Here is an 18,528-nt window from a genome sequence, read left to right as displayed (position 1 = left end):
CCTTAGCCTGAGCCGTTACCAGTGAAAGTAACGTTCAGTCTATCTTTCTATCACATACCCAAATTTTTAAAGAACGAACTAGTCAAAGACTAGAAATCAACATTCACCATCGAACCGATGGAATGCTCATTTCTAAGCTTTATACAATCGAAGCAGTAGTGGTGGAGCCAAGCGGGATCGAACCGCTGACCTCCTGCGTGCAAGGCAGGCGCTCTCCCAGCTGAGCTATGGCCCCGTATTTCTACAGGCGTTTCCCACACAAAATTGGTGGGTCTGGGCAGATTCGAACTGCCGACCTCACCCTTATCAGGGGTGCGCTCTAACCAACTGAGCTACAGACCCAATTTCGGGCTGCTTCTTTCGTCTTCTTCAATGAATCAAGCAATTCGTGTGGGAGCTCATGGAGCAGCTGAGTCGTCGATTAAGGAGGTGATCCAGCCGCAGGTTCCCCTACGGCTACCTTGTTACGACTTCACCCCAGTCATGAATCACACCGTGGTAACCGTCCCCCCGAAGGTTAGACTAGCTACTTCTGGTGCAACCCACTCCCATGGTGTGACGGGCGGTGTGTACAAGGCCCGGGAACGTATTCACCGCGACATTCTGATTCGCGATTACTAGCGATTCCGACTTCACGCAGTCGAGTTGCAGACTGCGATCCGGACTACGATCGGTTTTGTGGGATTAGCTCCACCTCGCGGCTTGGCAACCCTCTGTACCGACCATTGTAGCACGTGTGTAGCCCAGGCCGTAAGGGCCATGATGACTTGACGTCATCCCCACCTTCCTCCGGTTTGTCACCGGCAGTCTCCTTAGAGTGCCCACCATAACGTGCTGGTAACTAAGGACAAGGGTTGCGCTCGTTACGGGACTTAACCCAACATCTCACGACACGAGCTGACGACAGCCATGCAGCACCTGTCTCAATGCTCCCGAAGGCACCAATCCATCTCTGGAAAGTTCATTGGATGTCAAGGCCTGGTAAGGTTCTTCGCGTTGCTTCGAATTAAACCACATGCTCCACCGCTTGTGCGGGCCCCCGTCAATTCATTTGAGTTTTAACCTTGCGGCCGTACTCCCCAGGCGGTCAACTTAATGCGTTAGCTGCGCCACTAAGAGCTCAAGGCTCCCAACGGCTAGTTGACATCGTTTACGGCGTGGACTACCAGGGTATCTAATCCTGTTTGCTCCCCACGCTTTCGCACCTCAGTGTCAGTATCAGTCCAGGTGGTCGCCTTCGCCACTGGTGTTCCTTCCTATATCTACGCATTTCACCGCTACACAGGAAATTCCACCACCCTCTACCATACTCTAGCTCGACAGTTTTGAATGCAGTTCCCAGGTTGAGCCCGGGGCTTTCACATCCAACTTAACGAACCACCTACGCGCGCTTTACGCCCAGTAATTCCGATTAACGCTTGCACCCTCTGTATTACCGCGGCTGCTGGCACAGAGTTAGCCGGTGCTTATTCTGTCGGTAACGTCAAAACACTAACGTATTAGGTTAATGCCCTTCCTCCCAACTTAAAGTGCTTTACAATCCGAAGACCTTCTTCACACACGCGGCATGGCTGGATCAGGCTTTCGCCCATTGTCCAATATTCCCCACTGCTGCCTCCCGTAGGAGTCTGGACCGTGTCTCAGTTCCAGTGTGACTGATCATCCTCTCAGACCAGTTACGGATCGTCGCCTTGGTGAGCCATTACCTCACCAACTAGCTAATCCGACCTAGGCTCATCTGATAGCGCAAGGCCCGAAGGTCCCCTGCTTTCTCCCGTAGGACGTATGCGGTATTAGCGTCCGTTTCCGAGCGTTATCCCCCACTACCAGGCAGATTCCTAGGCATTACTCACCCGTCCGCCGCTCTCAAGAGGTGCAAGCACCTCTCTACCGCTCGACTTGCATGTGTTAGGCCTGCCGCCAGCGTTCAATCTGAGCCATGATCAAACTCTTCAGTTCAAACATCTTTGGGTTTTGAGAAAACCCTAAACTTGGCTCAGCAATCGTTGGTTACATCTTTGATTTCTCGCGGAGTAACTTGTGATGCTGATAATCTGTTGACTAGCAGTCTGACTCCACAAGCACCCACACGAATTGCTTGATTCAATTGTTAAAGAGCGGTTGGTTAAGAGCTTTCGTCTCAACCGAGGCGCGCATTCTACAGCGCCCGGTGTATCTGTCAAGCGGTTATTTTCAGAAGTTTTCAAAGTTTCGCTTGGGAAACATCAACAACTTCAACCACTTGCGCTTCCGATCTCTCGTTAGCGGGAGGCGAATTCTACAGCGTTACTCGCTGCTGTCAACACCTCTTTTTCACCGCTTTCGACCGAGAAGATCGAACCGCTGACAAGACCAAACCCACACTGCCTTATCAGCTACTTCCTGGCTTCGATGACCTGAAGCCCGACCCCTTCGAAACCCACTTAACTCATTGAATCTCAAGGAGTTTTCCGTTTCGACTGCGCCGGAAGTGGGGCGAATTATAGACGTCCAGAATTTGCCGTCAACCATTAATTTCGCTTTTCTATCAATAAGTTGCGCAGCACCGGCCAACCCGCTGCTTTCTTCCTTTAAAACCTCCACCTATATAGAAGAGAAGACTCAAAGCACTCCCGCCTCTTTGAACGCCGCCACCGCCGCTTCGTCCAGCCCCAAGACTCGCTGCAGTACCTCCAGCGTATGCTCCCCTAATAAAGGGGGCGCATTGCGATATTCCACCGGTGTCTCGGACAGTCGAATCGGACTAGCCACCTGCGGCACGCGACCAGCTAGAAGGTGAGGCAACTCCATTGCCAATCCACGCGCCTGCACCTGAGGATCGGCAAATACCTGGGCAAGGTCGTTGATTGGCCCGCACGGCACACCCGCCTGTTCCAACTGAGCCACCCATTCGGCAGTGGTCTTGAACACCGTCGCCTGGCGAATCAACGGAATCAACACCGCCCGATTCGCCACCCGCAACTTGTTTGTGGCAAAACGCGGATCATCAGCCCACTGCGGCTGACCAGCCACCTCAGCGAATTTTCGGAACTGGCCGTCATTACCTACCGTAAGGATAAAATCGCCATCGGCCGTAGGAAAATCCTGATAAGGCACGATGTTCGGATGAGCATTGCCCAGTCGCTTCGGCGCGTTGCCCGTAGTCAGGTAATTCATCGCCTGATTGGCCAGGCAAGCCACTTGAACATCCAGCAAGGCCATATCGATGTGCTGCCCGCCGCCGGCATGATCACGATGAGCCAGCGCCGCCAAAATAGCAGCAGTCGAATACAGCCCCGTGAGGATATCCGTCAGCGCAACCCCTACCTTCACCGGCCCCGCGCCCTCATCACCCTCAGGGCGGCCAGTCAGGCTCATCAAGCCCCCCAGCCCTTGAATCATGAAGTCATACCCGGCGCGCTTGGCGTAAGGGCCGGTCTGGCCAAACCCGGTTATCGAGCAATAGATCAATTGCGGATTGATCGCCTTCAGCGACTCATAGTCCAGACCATAAGCCGCCAGCCCGCCCACCTTGAAGTTTTCGATCAGGATATCGGACTTGGCCGCCAGCTCTCGCACCAGCCGCTGCCCCTCCGGGCGCGTGAAGTCGATGGTCACCGACTGCTTGTTGCGATTGGCCGACAGATAATAAGCAGCCTCGGTCGTGTTCTCGCCTCGGGAATCCTTCAGGAAGGGCGGCCCCCAGGCACGTGTGTCGTCGCCATTGCCGGGACGCTCGACCTTGATGACATCCGCCCCCAGGTCCGCCAGGATCTGTCCGGCCCACGGCCCGGCCAGGACCCTCGATAAATCCAGTACCCGCAGATGCGAAAGCGCGCCCATGAGCGTTCTCCTATTAATAGAACGCCTGGATACCGGTTTGCGCACGCCCCAGGATCAACGCATGAACGTCGTGCGTGCCTTCGTAGGTGTTTACGACCTCCAGGTTCACGAGATGACGAGCGATGCCGAACTCATCGGAGATACCGTTGCCGCCCAACATGTCCCGCGCCATACGAGCAATATCCAAGGACTTGCCGCAGGAGTTGCGCTTCATGATCGAAGTGATCTCGACCGCCGCAGTGCCTTCATCTTTCATACGCCCCAGACGCAGGCATCCCTGCAGGGCCAGCGTGATTTCGGTCTGCATGTCGGCCAGCTTCTTCTGGATCAACTGATTCGCAGCCAACGGGCGACCAAACTGCTGGCGGTCCAGCGTGTACTGGCGAGCGGTATGCCAGCAGAATTCAGCCGCCCCCAAGGCGCCCCAGGAGATGCCGTAGCGCGCCGAATTCAGACAAGTAAACGGACCTTTCAGGCCACGGACATCGGGGAAAATGTTCTCTTCCGGCACAAATACGTTATCCATGACGATTTCACCAGTGATCGAGGCGCGCAGCCCGACCTTGCCATGAATAGCCGGCGCACTCAGGCCCTTCCAGCCCTTTTCGAGAACGAAGCCGCGGATATCGCCGGCGTCGTCCTTGCCCCAGACAACAAAGACGTCTGCGATCGGACTGTTGGTGATCCACATTTTGCTACCCGTCAGGCTGTAGCCACCTTCCACCTTGCGCGCACGAGTAATCATCGCGCCCGGGTCGGAACCATGGTTCGGCTCGGTCAGACCAAAGCAGCCGATCCACTCACCCGACGCCAGTTTCGGCAGATACTTCTGTTTTTGCGCCTCGGTACCGAATTCATTGATCGGCACCATCACCAGCGAGGACTGCACACTCATCATCGAGCGATAACCGGAATCGACGCGCTCTACCTCGCGAGCGATCAGGCCATAGCTGACGTAGTTCAGTCCACTGCCGCCGTACTGCTCAGGAATGGTTGCCCCCAGCAGGCCTACTTCACCCATCTCGCGAAAAATCGCCGGGTCGGTTTTCTCATGACGGAACGCTTCCAGCACCCGCGGCGCAAGCTTCTGCTGAGCGAATTGCTCGGCAGTGTCGCGGATCATGCGTTCTTCTTCGGTGAGCTGCTGATCCAGCAACAATGGATCGATCCAGTTGAAGCTCGCTTTACCGGCCATGAAAGAGTCCTCGCCAATTAAATGAAAATCGTGGATTGATCCTAGGCGCGCTTTCCTACAAGGGCAAACGAGGATTACGCACTATGTTGTGCTAATTTCTCACTTCGTAAACGCCATAAACCCCGTTTATGCCGATATTGAGTGAGGCTTGCGTACATGCGCCGTAAAATTCCCAGCACCACCGCCCTGGTCAGTTTCGAGGCCGCTGCGCGCCATGAAAGCTTCACCAAGGCGGCGCAAGAACTTTCTCTTACGCAGAGCGCAATCTGCCGACAGATCGCCAGCCTGGAGGACTTCCTCAGCGTGGAGCTTTTCCGACGCTCACGCCGAGGCGTCAAGCTGACTGAAGCAGGCATTTCCTACAGTCGTCGAGTTGCCACCCAACTGGATGCCGTCGAGCGCGATGCTCTTTCAGTGATGGGGCACACCGGTGCGAACGTGATCGAGCTGGCCGTGGTTCCGACCTTCGGCACTCAATGGCTACTGCCCCGTCTCAAGGATTTCCAGCATCAGCATCCGGAAGTCACCGTCAACCTGACCAACCGCACACGTCCTTTTCTCTTTGCGGACACAGAGTTTGATGCCGCCATCTATTTTGGTGATGCGGACTGGTCCGGCACCGAATCCCACAAGCTGATGGGCGAAAATCCGATGCCGGTATGCAGCCCCACCCTACTGGGTGACCAGAAGAGCCTGACGCCGCAGGCCATCGCCGAGCTGCCCTTGCTCCAGCAGACCACTCGCCCGTATGCGTGGCGCCAGTGGTTCAACGCCCAGAACCTGAATATTGCGCGAGACCTGACAGGCCCGCGTTATGAACTATTCTCCATGCTTGCCCAAGCAGCCATGCACGACATGGGCATTGCGCTGATTCCGCCCTTTTTGATTCAGCGCGAGTTGGCAGAGAAACGATTGGTCGTTGCCAACCCCAACGCGCTGTCGAGCATCAAGGCTTACTACCTGATGATTCCGGAACGAAAGGCCGAATCTGCCTCTCTTCGTGCTTTTCGTGATTGGCTCGTGAAACAGGCAAGCAACTATCACATTGATTAATAAAGAAAAAAGTAAAACATGATTAGGTAGTCAACTAACATAAGTCGCTACAGATATAAGTTTATGTCGCATCCAGTCAATCTGTTACGCAGCCCCTGAAGTAGTCTCCAAAGCGTTTAAATACATGGCTTTGAGCCATATCACGCAACGCATCAGGCCTTATTCATCTGGCCGATGGGAAAAATTGTCAATTTGAACCTGAATCCTTGGAAAGCACGGCCTACAAGGGATGCCGATCGATAATTGCGACATTCGGTCACAGGGTGACTTGTAGTTAATTTTCCGTCACCCGTCATAATCCCTTGAAGGGCTGAATTTTCGCCTGCAAAATGCCGCGCCCCGCCTGGTTTGGCGGGATCGTGCTGATCGGCCGCCCCAGCCGCACCATCCGAAGTGCCTGGGTTTACTCAATAAGATCACGCAGGAGATTTGACGTGCACATTGGTGTTCCCCTCGAAACCCAAACGGGTGAAACACGGGTTGCTGCTACCCCGGAAACCATCAAGAAGCTGATCGGCCAAGGCCATAAGGTCACTGTTCAAAGCGGCGCCGGCATCAAGGCCAGCGTTATCGACAGTGCCTATGAGGCAGCGGGCGCAACCATTGGCAGTGCCAGTGATGCATTCGGGGCCGAACTGATCCTCAAGGTGGTCGCCCCCAGCGACAGCGAACTGACGCTGATAAAGAGCGGCACCGTTCTGGTGGGCATGCTCAATCCGTTCAACAACGAAACCATCTCCAAGCTGGCCGAACGCGGCATTACCGCTTTCGCCCTCGAGGCCGCGCCACGGACCTCCCGTGCCCAGAGCCTGGATGTGCTGTCGTCTCAAGCGAACATTGCCGGCTACAAGGCCGTGCTGCTGGCCGCCCACTACTACCCGCGCTTCATGCCGATGCTGATGACCGCCGCAGGTACCGTGAAAGCGGCGCGCGTGCTGATTCTCGGGGCCGGTGTGGCCGGGCTGCAGGCGATTGCCACGGCCAAGCGCCTGGGCGCTGTGATCGAGGCTTCGGATGTGCGACCGGCGGTCAAGGAACAAATCGAATCCCTCGGCGCCAAGTTCGTCGACGTGCCTTACGAAACCGACGAAGAGCGTGAATGCGCCGTCGGCGTCGGCGGTTACGCCCGGCCCATGCCTGCCAGCTGGATGCAGCGCCAGGCCCAAGCCGTGCACGAGCGCGCCAAGCAGGCTGACATCGTCATCACCACCGCCTTGATTCCGGGCCGCAAGGCACCGACCTTGCTGAGCGCCGAAACCGTCGCGCAGATGAAACCTGGCTCGGTGGTCATCGACCTCGCGGCAGCCCAGGGCGGCAACTGCCCGTTGACCGTGGCCGATCAGGTGGTTGTCGAGAACGGCGTCACCATCGTCGGCCCGACCAACCTGGCCGGTGAAGTCGCGGCTGATGCTTCGGCGCTGTACGCCCGTAACCTGCTGGACTTCCTGAAGCTGGTCTTCACCAAGGAAGGTCAGTTCGACGTGAACCTGGAAGACGACATCGTCGCCGCGTGCCTGATGTGCCGCGACGGCCAAGTCATCCGCAAAAACGCCTAAGCAGGGATTCAGACAATGGAAGAGCTTATCTCCCCCGGTATCTACAACCTGATCATCTTCGTGCTGGCGATTTATGTCGGTTACCACGTGGTCTGGAACGTAACGCCTGCGCTGCACACACCGTTGATGGCGGTAACCAATGCCATTTCGGCGATCGTGATCGTCGGCGCCATGCTTGCCGCCGCGCTGACCGTGACGCCGCTGGGCAAGACAATGGGCACTCTCGCCGTAGCCCTGGCTGCGGTGAACGTATTCGGTGGCTTCCTGGTAACACGCCGCATGCTTGAGATGTTCAAGAAAAAAGCCCCGAAAGCCGTAAAAGAAGAGGCGCCCAAGTAATGAGCATGAACCTGGTAACGACGCTCTACCTGATCGCGTCGATCTGTTTCATCCAGGCCCTCAAAGGCCTGTCGCATCCCACCACCTCGCGACGTGGCAACCTGTTCGGCATGCTCGGCATGGCGTTGGCGGTGCTTACCACCGTGGGCCTCATTTATAAGCTGGGGGCTGAGCTGGCCACTGCCGGCATTGGCTATGTCATCGTCGGTCTGCTGATTGGCGGCACCGCCGGTTCGATCATGGCCAAGCGCGTCGAGATGACCAAGATGCCGGAGCTGGTGGCGTTCATGCACAGCATGATCGGCCTGGCGGCGGTGTTCATTGCCATCGCGGCGGTCGTCGAGCCGCAATCGCTGGGCATCGTCAAGCAATTGGGCGATTCGATTCCGGCCGGTAACCGCCTGGAGCTGTTCCTCGGTGCAGCCATCGGTGCAATTACCTTCTCCGGTTCGGTGATCGCTTTCGGCAAACTCTCGGGCAAGTACAAGTTCCGCCTGTTCCAGGGCGCACCGGTACAGTTTGGCGGCCAGCACAAGCTCAACCTGATCCTGGGCCTGGCAACGCTAGGCCTGGGCCTGACCTTCATGTTCACCGGCAATCTCGGCGCATTCGCCCTGATGCTGGCCCTGGCCTTTGTATTGGGCGTGTTGATCATCATCCCGATCGGCGGTGCGGACATGCCGGTAGTGGTCTCGATGCTCAACAGTTATTCCGGTTGGGCCGCAGCGGGTATCGGCTTCTCGCTGAACAACTCGATGCTGATCATTGCCGGTTCGCTGGTGGGTTCGAGCGGTGCGATCCTCTCGTACATCATGTGCAAGGCGATGAACCGTTCGTTCTTCAACGTGCTGCTCGGCGGTTTCGGCAACACGGCGGATGCGGCTGGCCCAGCAGGCTCCAAAGAAGCCCGCCCGGTGAAATCCGGTTCGGCTGACGACGCGACCTTCCTGCTGACCAACGCCGACACAGTGATTATCGTGCCGGGCTACGGCCTGGCGGTAGCGCGGGCGCAGCACGCGCTGAAAGAGCTGACCGAGAAGCTGACCCACCACGGCGTGACCGTCAAATACGCGATCCACCCGGTGGCCGGTCGTATGCCTGGGCATATGAACGTCCTGTTGGCCGAGGCTGAAGTGCCTTACGACCAAGTGTTCGAGATGGAAGACATCAACTCCGAGTTCGGCCAGGCCGACGTGGTGCTGGTGCTCGGCGCCAACGACGTGGTGAACCCGGCGGCGAAGAACGATCCGAAGTCGCCGATTGCCGGCATGCCGATCCTCGAAGCGTTCAAGGCCAAGACCATCATCGTCAACAAGCGCTCGATGGCCAGTGGTTATGCCGGCCTGGACAACGAGCTGTTCTATCTGGACAAAACCATGATGGTGTTCGGTGACGCCAAGAAGGTCATCGAGGACATGGTCAAAGCGGTGGAATAACGCTCGCTGCTTCACTACTAACGCCCCGACTTGTCGGGGCGTTTTGATTTGTATCAAGGCCGAACGTTACCGATCCGGTAATAATGTTTTGCCTGAAACGCCCGTAATAGAGGCCTTAAATGCGACCTTTGTAGCGGGTCGGGCACAGCGCGAATTCACTAGACTGCGCATCTTGCTTCCAGCCCGAGATAATCCTCCATGTACCGTGACCGCATTCGCTTGCCCTCTTTGTTGAATAAAGTGATGAGCGCTGCCGAAGCAGCCTTGTTGATTCAGGACGGCATGACCGTCGGCATGAGCGGCTTTACCCGCGCCGGAGAAGCGAAAGCCGTACCCCACGCCCTGGCTGAACGCGCCAAGCTCACCCCGCTGAAAATCAGCCTGATGACCGGAGCAAGCCTGGGCAACGACCTCGACAAGGAGCTCACCGAAGCCGGTGTGCTGGCACGACGCATGCCGTTTCAGGTCGACAGCACGTTGCGCAAGGCGATCAACGCAGGCGAGGTGATGTTCATCGACCAGCACCTCTCGGAAACCGTCGAACAACTGCGCAATGGCCAGCTCAAGCTGCCCGATATTGCCGTGATCGAAGCGGTGGCCATTACCGAGCAAGGGCATATTGTACCGACCACATCGGTGGGTAACTCGGCCAGCTTCGCCATTTTCGCCCGGCAAGTGATCATCGAGATCAACCTGGCCCACAACCCGAATCTGGAAGGGCTGCACGACATTTATATTCCGACCTATCGCCCAACCCGCACTCCGATCCCGCTGGTGAAAGTCGACGATCGTATTGGCAGCCCCGCTATCCCGATCCCGCCGGAAAAAATTGCTGCCATTGTCATCACCCACCAAGGAGACTCGCCTTCGACCGTCGCGCCACCGGACAGCGACACCCAGGCCATCGCCGATCACCTGATCGATTTCTTCAAGCAGGAAGTTTCAGCCGGACGCATGACCAATAAGCTCGGGCCGTTGCAGGCGGGGATTGGCAACATCGCCAACGCCGTGATGTGCGGGCTGATCGATTCCCCGTTCGAAGACCTGACCATGTATTCAGAGGTCCTGCAGGACTCGACATTTGACTTGATCGACGCCGGCAAGCTGAGCTTCGCCTCCGGCAGCTCTATCACGCTGTCGAGTCGACGCAACGCCGATGTGTTCGGCAACCTGGAAAGGTACAAGGACAAATTGGTCCTGCGCCCGCAGGAAATCTCCAACCATCCCGAGGTCGTACGCCGCCTCGGCATCATCGGTATCAACACCGCGCTGGAGTTCGACATATACGGCAACGTCAATTCCACGCATATCTGTGGCACTCGGATGATGAATGGCATTGGCGGCTCGGGGGATTTCGCCCGCAATGCCCACTTGGCGATTTTCGTTACCAAGTCGATTGCCAAGGGCGGTGCCATTTCCAGTGTCGTGCCGATGGTGAGCCATGTGGACCATACCGAGCATGATGTCGACATCCTCGTGACCGAAATCGGCCTGGCCGACCTGCGTGGCCTGGCGCCAAGGGAGCGGGCGCGAGTAATCATCGACAACTGCGTGCATCCATCCTACCGCCAAGCGCTGAATGAATACTTCCAAGCTGCATGCGCCTTGGGTGGGCATACCCCGCATATCCTGCGCGATGCACTAAGTTGGCACCTGAACCTCGAAGAAACCGGGCGGATGTTGGCAGTCTGATACAGCTGGAACACCGCTATCGCAAATACAGTTTTGACTGAAGCTCATCATCCGGGCCCAATCTTACAAAAACTGTACTGCTGTACCGGTGTTTCCTTACAGTCTTTTCCCACAAAACCTCCGGAAACGATGAAAAACGCACCAATATTGAGCAGATAGGTACAGTTGCCTCAATATCGACCAGTACACTGCTCTTTAACAGTTAACTGGTCCCTCACAATACAGGTGAACTGTATCTAGAGAGACTGGCCAAACGAGAGGATCATGGGCACCAGTAAACCACTACCTAATCCCGCCACAAGCGGAAGGATGTCAACCATGGAACGTACACTCAGTTCCGAGCTGTTTTTCGAAGACAAAGCTGAAAAAAACCAGGCTTCCCTGCCTCTTCGCGTTATTGCCAACCTGATGTTGTGGCAGCGCCGCATCGCCAGCCGTCACCAACTGGCTCGTCTGGATTCGCGCCTGCTGGCTGACGCCGGTATCAGCGAAGCACAACGCTACGAAGAGCTGAGCAAGCCGTTCTGGCGCTAACTCAGCGTCGCTGGCCCTGACCCACCGGGTCCACCGCCAGCACCGAATTGAACAAACAAGACCCGTCGCGGGAAACCGCGACGGGTCTTGTCGTTTCCGAGGCCGATTTTTCGGGAAAACTGGAGAGTCATAACAGTTTTAAAACTTCTAAATCAATACCAGTACAGTTTTCTTGAGCCATAGCGCCTAATGCGAGCATCATGCTGCCAGTGACGGTCGCAAAGGGCTGTCAGCCACTGCGTTCTGTCCTAATATCGATGCGAACGTGGCGAAGCGAGTCGAGCATGCGTCTGCTCTTCCAGCTACACGCACCGGCATTACCTCATTATCCAAGGAGTTTCATCATGATTCGTCTTCGCCTGCTCAGCGCAGTTGCCCTGTTGGCCGTAGCCACCCACTCCAACGCCAGCAGCTTTATCGTCACCACTGACTCCATCGTTGGCGCACTCAAGGCCACGTCTGATGTGACTTCCGATGCAACTTCGTCACTGCGGGACAACAAGATCGTTCAAGCCGCCCGCGATGACGCCGCCAGCTTCGTGGCCAGCGAAGGTGCCATCCGTGGCGTGAAACTGGAAAGCGCCCTGGATTACATCCGCCAGCAGGCACCACAGCTCAACGCCACCGATGCGCAGCTGGCCCAAGCCATCCTGGTGATCTGATGTAACATGAAACATCGGGCACCAAATGGTGTTCCGATGTTTCAGCACTGGCTCTGGCCCGCAGGTTTGCGCTAGCCTTCAAGCTCGCCATCAACCGTCGAGTCCCATGCGTTTTTACTCAGATCTGTTCATCGCGTCTTTCTTCGCAGTGTTCTGCTGGTCTGTTCCGGCCCATGCTTTCGATGTGTCCACCCAGCAAGTGGTGGTCAGCGGCTATGCCACCAGCATGGTGACCTCCGCGCCCTTCGACCATAAACTGATCGTTGCCGCACACGATGACGCTGCGGCGTTCATCGCCAGCGACGGGCAGTTGCGAGGTGCACAGCTGGAATCGGCCCTGGATTACCTGCGCCGGACCCAGCCAAAACTTCACGTCAGCGACCTTGAACTGGCACAGGCAATTCTCGTCCAATAGTTATCCTTATTTTTCCGGAGTCGTTCCATGCGTAGCCCGCTGATTGCTGCCGCCCTAGGCCTGCTGGTATTGGCCGATGTGGCCCAGGCACATACCCTGGTAGCCACCAGTAACATCATCGTCCGCGCTTCCCAGCGCACGATTGATTTCACTTCCGATACCACCACTTCCATCCGTGATTCGAAAATCGTCCGCGAAGCCCATGACGATGCGGCCAGTTTTGTCGCCAGCAATGGTGAAATTCGTGGTGCTCATCTCGAGGCCGCCTTCGACACCTTGCGCACCCGCGTGCCGGAAGCCCGCGACGCCAGCGACCAGGTTCTCGCCGAAGCCATCCTCGCATTGTGAGGCGGTTCGCCGCCTGGCTGGCGGCCGGGGTCTTGCTGCTCACGGGCAGCATGGCCCAGGCCGGCTTGCAACTGCACCTCAACGCCAACGGACTGAGCCCGGCGCAACAGCAGGCCAGCCAGGCGCTGCTCGATGAAGCCATGCAGGCGTTGCCGCCGCGCTTCATCGAGCGCCTGGACCGACGCATCGATGTCGGCTGGACTGACCAGATGCCCACCAACGCTTACGGTCAGGCCTCGTTGGTGTCGCAGCTGGACCTCAATAGCAACCTGCTCGACGGCCTTGTCGACGGCAGCGCCGCGACGCAGAAAACCCATCGCCCCCACGGCACCGTGCGACGGGAAATGCTCGCCACGGTCCTGCACGAACTGACTCACATTTATGACCGCTCGCGCCTATGGCCAGACGCCGAGCGCGCGCTGATCCAGCGCTGTACCCGGCGTAACAGCAGTGCCGGGCTCATCGGCCTGCCGGATGAGTGCCGGGGCCAGAACGACCGCCGTTTCACCCTCAGCGATGATCCGCGCTTGCTGGACCTCGCCGGCTGGCCGCAATACGTTGGCCGTCGTGGTGAACGGGAACAACACAACCGCCAGGTCGCCCGCAGCCCGGACCTCTACGAAACGAGCAGCCCCAAGGAATTCGTCGCGGTCAACATGGAGTACTTTCTCCTTGACCCCAGCTATGCTTGCCGCCGCCCCGCCCTGTATCGCTATTATCAGGAGCACTTCGGTTGGGCACCCGCCGCCAAGGATACCTGCGCCAAATCATTTGCCTTCCTCAACGCCGGAAACGACTTCGCCAAGACACCACTGGGCAAGGTCGATCCAGAGCGAGTCTATGCCATTGATTACCTGCTGGCCGAAGCCAATCAGAACTGGGTGAGCCGCTGGGGCCACAGCATGCTCCGGCTGGTGATCTGCGCACCGGGGCGCCCACGGGGTCCGGACTGTCGACTGGATCTGGACCAACACCTGGTGCTGTCATACCGCGCTTTCGTGGGCGATGTGCAGTTGTCGAGTTGGGATGGACTGGTCGGCAAATACCCATCGCGCCTGTTCGTATTGCCGTTGGCCCAGGTGATCGATGAATACACCAAGACCGAACTGCGCAGCCTGGCATCGGTGCCGCTGAACCTGTCGCGCACCGAGATCGAGGAAACGGTCGAACACGCTGCCGAAATGCATTGGAGCTACGACGGCAACTATTACTTCCTGTCCAACAACTGCGCCGTGGAAAGCTTGAAACTGCTGCGCAGCGGCAGCAATAACGAGCAGCTCAAGGGCCTGGACAGCATCATGCCCAACGGCCTGCTGGAAGTGCTCAAGGGCCGGGGCCTGGCGGACACCAGCGTGCTGGATGATCCCAAGGAAGCCTTGCGCCTGGGCTACCGCTTCGACTCCTTCCGCGAGCGGTACCAGGCGATGTTCGAGGTGCTGAAGAAGTATCTGCCAATCAAGCAGCAAACGGTGGAAGACTGGCTGGCCCTGGACGCCGCTGAACGCCGCGTCTGGTTCGAACAGGCCGACCTGCGCACCAGCGCGGCGTTGTTGCTGCTGGAACAGGCCAGTTATCGGCGGCAACTGTTGTTGGCACAGGACGAAGTCAAGCAGCGTTACCTTGGAGCCCGTGAATTGCAGAATGGCGGTATGGAAAGGGCTAACGCGACGCTACAGCAGATCCTTGCCAACAGCGGCTTCCTGAGCCGTCCCGCCGAGTTGTTGGGTAGCAGCGGCTATGGGTTGCCACAACCCAGCGAGTGGCAACGACTGGAGTCGGAAAGCAGCCTGCGTCAGAAACAGCTGCAAACACTGACAGGCGATCTGGACAAGGAAGTCAGGGCTTTGCTTGAGCCGAGCCGCGCTGCTGAAATTGCCGCGAGCGAGGCTAATGTGAAAGAGATCGGCGAGCATTTGCGCAAGCTGCACAAGGCCGGCGGAGGATTGGAGTTGCCTTGATGGTCCCCTGACCTATGCGGCCATAGCTCCTGGAGCCGTTCTTCGAGCATTTCATGAGCAACAAAAAGGGGTTCGGAACCAAGTTCCGCCCCCCTTTTTTTTCGTGGCTGCGAGTCGAATCGACAATCAGCTGACACGCGCCTTGCGCACACCGTCAGCCAGGGCAGCACACAAACTCAACACGCCATCAATCGCCTGTTCCGATGTTTCGGCCTTGGCGATATGGTCGATCAGCGCCGAGCCCACCACCACCCCATCAGCCAATCGCGCGATGGACGCAGCCTGCTCCGGCGTACGAATACCGAAACCAATGCTGATCGGCAGATCGGTATGGCGACGCAAGCGCGCAACAGCTTCTTCCACATGCTCCAGCGTCGCGGCGCCGGCACCGGTCACGCCCGCCACCGAGACGTAATACACGAAACCCGAACTGCCATTGAGCACAGTCGGCAAACGCACGTCGTCGGTGGTGGGAGTGGTCAGGCGGATGAAGTCCAGGCCGGCAGCCTGGGCCGGTTCGCACAGTTCACTGTTGTGCTCGGGCGGCATGTCCACAACGATCAGGCCATCCACACCAGAGTCCAGCGCCTCACCAATGAAACGCTGCACGCCATAGCGGTGGATCGGGTTGAAGTACCCCATCAGCACCAGTGGTGTATCGGTATTGTCCTTACGGAACTCACGAACCATTTGCAGGGTTTTCGCCAGGTTCTGCTGGGCCCCCAGGGCGCGGATGTTCGCCAACTGGATCGCCGGGCCGTCGGCCATCGGGTCGGTGAACGGCATGCCCAACTCGATCACGTCGGCACCGGCAGCCGGCAGGCCTTTGAGAATCGCCAACGAGGTGTCGTAGTCCGGATCGCCAGCCGTGACGAAAGTCACCAGGGCGGCGCGGTTCTGTTCCTTGAGTTCGGCAAAACGGGTTTGCAGGCGGCTCATCAGTGTTTCTCCTGCTGGGACTGTTCCATGTGGTGCATCACGGTTTGCATGTCTTTGTCGCCACGGCCGGACAGATTGACCACCATCAGGTGATCTTTCGGCAGGTTGGGTGCGCGTTTGAACACTTCCGCCAGGGCATGGGCACTTTCCAGTGCAGGAATGATCCCTTCCAGGCGACAGCATTTGTGAAAGGCTTCCAAGGCTTCGGCGTCAGTGACCGAGGTGTATTGGACGCGACCAATGTCATGCAACCAGGCATGTTCCGGGCCGATACCGGGGTAGTCGAGACCCGCGGAAATCGAATGGGCGTCGATGATCTGACCGTCGTCGTCCTGCAACAGGAAGGTGCGGTTGCCGTGCAGTACACCCGGCACGCCGCCGTTCAAACTCGCCGCATGCTTACCGGTCTCGATGCCATAGCCCGCGGCCTCGACGCCGATGATCTCGACGCTCTTGTCGTCCAGGAACGGGTGGAACAAGCCCATGGCGTTGGAGCCGCCGCCGATGCACGCCACCAGGCTATCCGGCAGGCGACCTTCCTGGGCTTGCAACTGCTCGCGGGTTTCCTTGCCGATCACGGCCTGGAAGTCGCGCACCATGGCCGGGTACGGATGCGGGCCCGCCACGGTGCCGATCAGGTAGAACGTGCTGTCGACGTTGGTGACCCAGTCACGCAGGGCCTCGTTCATTGCGTCCTTCAGCGTGCCGGTACCGGCGACCACCGGGATCACTTCAGCGCCCAGCAGCTTCATGCGGAATACGTTGGCCTGCTGCCGCTCGATGTCGGTGGTGCCCATGTAGATCACGCAATCCAGGCCGAAACGTGCAGCCACAGTGGCGGTCGCCACACCGTGCATGCCGGCACCGGTCTCGGCGATGATGCGTTTCTTGCCCATGCGCCGCGCCAACAGGATCTGGCCGATGCAGTTGTTGATCTTGTGCGCGCCGGTGTGGTTCAGCTCTTCACGCTTGAGATAGATCTTGGCGCCGCCGCAGTATTCGGTCAGGCGCTCAGCGAAGTAGAGCGGGCTCGGACGTCCGACATAGTCACGCTGGAAGTAGGCCAATTCTTCGAGGAACGCCGGATCTTCCTTCGCCACTTCGTATTCGCGGGCCAGGTCGAGGATCAACGGCATAAGGGTTTCGGCCACATAGCGGCCACCGAATGCACCAAACAGGCCGTTGGCGTCGGGGCCACTGCGCAGGTTGAAGGGGGTCGTAGACTGGGTCATCGGGCGCTCCAAACGAATACGTAGAAAGACAATGAGGTCACTCTACCCCTGACATGCCGCGCTGAAAACCGATAAGATCGCCACAACCTGTCAGGAAAACTCACATATCCAATGAGCCATGACCTTCCCCCGCTCAACGCTTTGCGCGCCTTCGAGGCCACCGCCCGCCTGAACAGCGTAAGCCAGGCGGCTGAACAGCTGCACGTCACTCACGGTGCGGTCAGCCGACAATTGAAGGTGTTGGAAGAGCATCTGGGCGTCAGCCTGTTCAGCAAGGATGGGCGCGGCCTGAAACTCACAGATGCCGGCTTGCGCCTGCGGGATGTCAGCGCCGAGGCGTTCGAACGATTGCGCGGTGTTTGCGCGGAACTGACGCAAAGTACGGCAGATGCCCCGTTTGTTCTGGGCTGTTCGGGAAGCTTGCTGGCGCGCTGGTTTATTCCCCGACTGGGCAGGCTCAACGCCGACCTGCCGGATTTGCGCCTGCATTTGTCCGCCGGCGAAGGCGACCTAGACCCCCGGCGCCCGGGGCTGGACGCCTTGCTGGTATTCGCCGAGCCGCCCTGGCCGGCGGACATGCAGGTGTACGAACTGGTGAGCGAGCGGATCGGCCCCGTGATGAGCCCGCACTACGCCGGGTTCGCCCGCTTGCAGGCCGCACCGGCCAGTGCGCTATTGGACGAGCCATTGCTGCATACCACGTCACGTCCACAGGCCTGGCCGACCTGGGCACGACAAAAACACCTTGAACCCCAGGCACTGAAGTTCGGGCAAGGATTCGAGCATCTGTACTATTTGCTGGAGGCCGCCGTAGCGGGATTAGGCGTGGCGATCGCGCCCGAGCCACTGGTGGCCGAGGACGTGCGCGCCGGTCGTCTGGTCGCGCCGTGGGGCTTCGATGAAACGGCGGCGCGACTGGCGTTGTGGCTGCCCAAGCGCGCCGCAGACGGGCGCGCAGGGCAATTGGCCCAGTGGCTCAGGCATGAGCTGAGCCAACCGAGTCAGTCACCGCGTTTGCACAGCAAGTAAGCGGCCAGCAAACCCAGCGCACCGACCGCGACACCAGCCGTGGTCCAGGGGTGTTCCTGCGCGTAGTCGCGTGTGGCGATTCCGGTTTCACGGGTTTTCACCTTGACCTCTTCATACGCATCGCTCAGCAGATGGCGAGAATGTTTCAGCGCGTTTTCAGCATTTGCCTTGAGCGATTTGAGGGTCTTACGCGACTCGTCCGAAGCATCGTCCTTCAGGCTTTCCAACGACTTGAGCAGACTCTCGATCTCCGCTTCCATGCTTTGCAACGAGGCTTTACGTAACGAATTGCTGGCCATGGTGGCTCTCTCCTGCAGT

At 58.2% G+C, this 18,528-nt stretch carries 16 protein-coding genes, 2 tRNA genes and 1 rRNA gene; 11 read left to right on the top strand and 8 right to left on the bottom strand.

What is annotated here, in order from left to right; genetic code table 11:
- Positions 1 to 159: 159 nt before the first annotated feature.
- From PSH86_RS00950 to PSH86_RS00930, 5 genes are all read right to left on the bottom strand, one after another.
- Positions 160 to 235, bottom strand: a tRNA-Ala gene (locus tag PSH86_RS00950).
- A 30-nt stretch (positions 236 to 265) separates the two neighbouring features.
- Positions 266 to 342: transfer RNA gene (locus PSH86_RS00945), tRNA-Ile, on the bottom strand.
- Positions 343 to 422: 80 nt separating this feature from the next.
- Positions 423 to 1,959: ribosomal RNA gene (locus PSH86_RS00940) — 16S ribosomal RNA — on the bottom strand.
- A 642-nt stretch (positions 1,960 to 2,601) separates the two neighbouring features.
- Entirely contained in the window at positions 2,602 to 3,822 is a 1,221-nt protein-coding gene (locus PSH86_RS00935; RefSeq protein ID WP_116833881.1) for a CaiB/BaiF CoA-transferase family protein, read from the bottom strand.
- 13 nt (positions 3,823 to 3,835) lie between these two features.
- Positions 3,836 to 5,017, bottom strand: a complete 1,182-nt coding sequence (locus PSH86_RS00930; RefSeq protein ID WP_014335919.1) for an acyl-CoA dehydrogenase — start codon at positions 5,015 to 5,017, stop codon at positions 3,836 to 3,838.
- Between the two features lie 156 nt (positions 5,018 to 5,173).
- Between PSH86_RS00930 and PSH86_RS00925 the strand changes: the two genes are divergently transcribed.
- The 10 genes from PSH86_RS00925 (at position 5,174) to PSH86_RS00880 (ending at position 15,010) form a co-directional block, all read left to right on the top strand.
- Positions 5,174 to 6,070: a LysR family transcriptional regulator gene (locus PSH86_RS00925; RefSeq protein ID WP_176688825.1), complete on the top strand. Its 897-nt coding sequence runs from the start codon at positions 5,174 to 5,176 to the stop codon at positions 6,068 to 6,070.
- Between the two features lie 434 nt (positions 6,071 to 6,504).
- On the top strand, positions 6,505 to 7,626 hold the full coding sequence (locus PSH86_RS00920; RefSeq protein ID WP_116833879.1) for a Re/Si-specific NAD(P)(+) transhydrogenase subunit alpha: 1,122 nt from the start codon (positions 6,505 to 6,507) through the stop codon (positions 7,624 to 7,626).
- 15 nt (positions 7,627 to 7,641) lie between these two features.
- Positions 7,642 to 7,965: an NAD(P) transhydrogenase subunit alpha gene (locus PSH86_RS00915; protein WP_003187010.1), complete on the top strand. Its 324-nt coding sequence runs from the start codon at positions 7,642 to 7,644 to the stop codon at positions 7,963 to 7,965.
- Positions 7,965 to 9,401, top strand: coding sequence for an NAD(P)(+) transhydrogenase (Re/Si-specific) subunit beta (locus tag PSH86_RS00910; protein ID WP_030139190.1), 1,437 nt, complete (start codon positions 7,965 to 7,967; stop codon positions 9,399 to 9,401). The genes PSH86_RS00915 and PSH86_RS00910 overlap by 1 nt, the downstream gene beginning before the upstream one ends.
- 198 nt (positions 9,402 to 9,599) lie before the next feature.
- On the top strand, positions 9,600 to 11,093 hold the full coding sequence (locus tag PSH86_RS00905) for an acetyl-CoA hydrolase/transferase family protein (RefSeq protein WP_116833878.1): 1,494 nt from the start codon (positions 9,600 to 9,602) through the stop codon (positions 11,091 to 11,093).
- 318 nt (positions 11,094 to 11,411) lie between these two features.
- On the top strand, positions 11,412 to 11,627 hold the full coding sequence (locus tag PSH86_RS00900; RefSeq protein ID WP_003187014.1) for a DUF1127 domain-containing protein: 216 nt from the start codon (positions 11,412 to 11,414) through the stop codon (positions 11,625 to 11,627).
- A 344-nt stretch (positions 11,628 to 11,971) separates the two neighbouring features.
- On the top strand, positions 11,972 to 12,289 hold the full coding sequence (locus PSH86_RS00895) for a DUF2388 domain-containing protein (protein ID WP_109756545.1): 318 nt from the start codon (positions 11,972 to 11,974) through the stop codon (positions 12,287 to 12,289).
- Between the two features lie 106 nt (positions 12,290 to 12,395).
- Positions 12,396 to 12,704 carry a DUF2388 domain-containing protein gene (locus tag PSH86_RS00890; RefSeq protein ID WP_109756544.1) on the top strand — a complete coding sequence of 103 codons (309 nt, stop codon included), beginning with the start codon at positions 12,396 to 12,398 and terminating at the stop codon, positions 12,702 to 12,704.
- Positions 12,705 to 12,731: 27 nt separating this feature from the next.
- Positions 12,732 to 13,052, top strand: a complete 321-nt coding sequence (locus tag PSH86_RS00885) for a DUF2388 domain-containing protein (protein ID WP_003187020.1) — start codon at positions 12,732 to 12,734, stop codon at positions 13,050 to 13,052.
- Positions 13,049 to 15,010 (top strand): DUF4105 domain-containing protein, encoded by a 1,962-nt coding sequence (locus PSH86_RS00880; protein ID WP_109756543.1) that lies wholly within the window; start codon positions 13,049 to 13,051, stop codon positions 15,008 to 15,010. Before PSH86_RS00885 ends, PSH86_RS00880 begins: the two co-directional genes overlap by 4 nt.
- Before the next feature lie 126 nt (positions 15,011 to 15,136).
- Here the strand turns inward: PSH86_RS00880 and trpA are convergent, their stop codons facing one another.
- Together trpA and trpB are read right to left on the bottom strand one after the other, a co-directional pair.
- Complete coding sequence (gene trpA / locus PSH86_RS00875; protein WP_109756542.1) at positions 15,137 to 15,949, bottom strand: tryptophan synthase subunit alpha; 813 nt, start codon at positions 15,947 to 15,949, stop codon at positions 15,137 to 15,139.
- Positions 15,949 to 17,181 carry a tryptophan synthase subunit beta gene (gene trpB, locus PSH86_RS00870; protein WP_014335911.1) on the bottom strand — a complete coding sequence of 411 codons (1,233 nt, stop codon included), beginning with the start codon at positions 17,179 to 17,181 and terminating at the stop codon, positions 15,949 to 15,951. The genes trpA and trpB overlap by 1 nt, the downstream gene beginning before the upstream one ends.
- A 111-nt stretch (positions 17,182 to 17,292) precedes the next feature.
- Between trpB and PSH86_RS00865 the strand changes: the two genes are divergently transcribed.
- Positions 17,293 to 18,210 (top strand): LysR family transcriptional regulator, encoded by a 918-nt coding sequence (locus PSH86_RS00865; RefSeq protein WP_163855877.1) that lies wholly within the window; start codon positions 17,293 to 17,295, stop codon positions 18,208 to 18,210.
- On the opposite strand, the gene PSH86_RS00860 is transcribed toward PSH86_RS00865, so the two are convergent.
- Positions 18,183 to 18,509: a YqjD family protein gene (locus PSH86_RS00860; RefSeq protein ID WP_003196426.1), complete on the bottom strand. Its 327-nt coding sequence runs from the start codon at positions 18,507 to 18,509 to the stop codon at positions 18,183 to 18,185. The genes PSH86_RS00865 and PSH86_RS00860 overlap by 28 nt on opposite strands.
- Between the last annotated feature and the right edge of the window lie 19 nt (positions 18,510 to 18,528).

The sequence above is a fragment of the Pseudomonas sp. FP2300 genome, assembly GCF_030687595.1.
Classification (GTDB): Bacteria; Pseudomonadota; Gammaproteobacteria; order Pseudomonadales; family Pseudomonadaceae; genus Aquipseudomonas; species Aquipseudomonas bijieensis.
The sequence above is the reverse complement of the archived record's forward strand: the minus strand, read 5'-3'. Positions and strand labels throughout refer to the sequence as shown.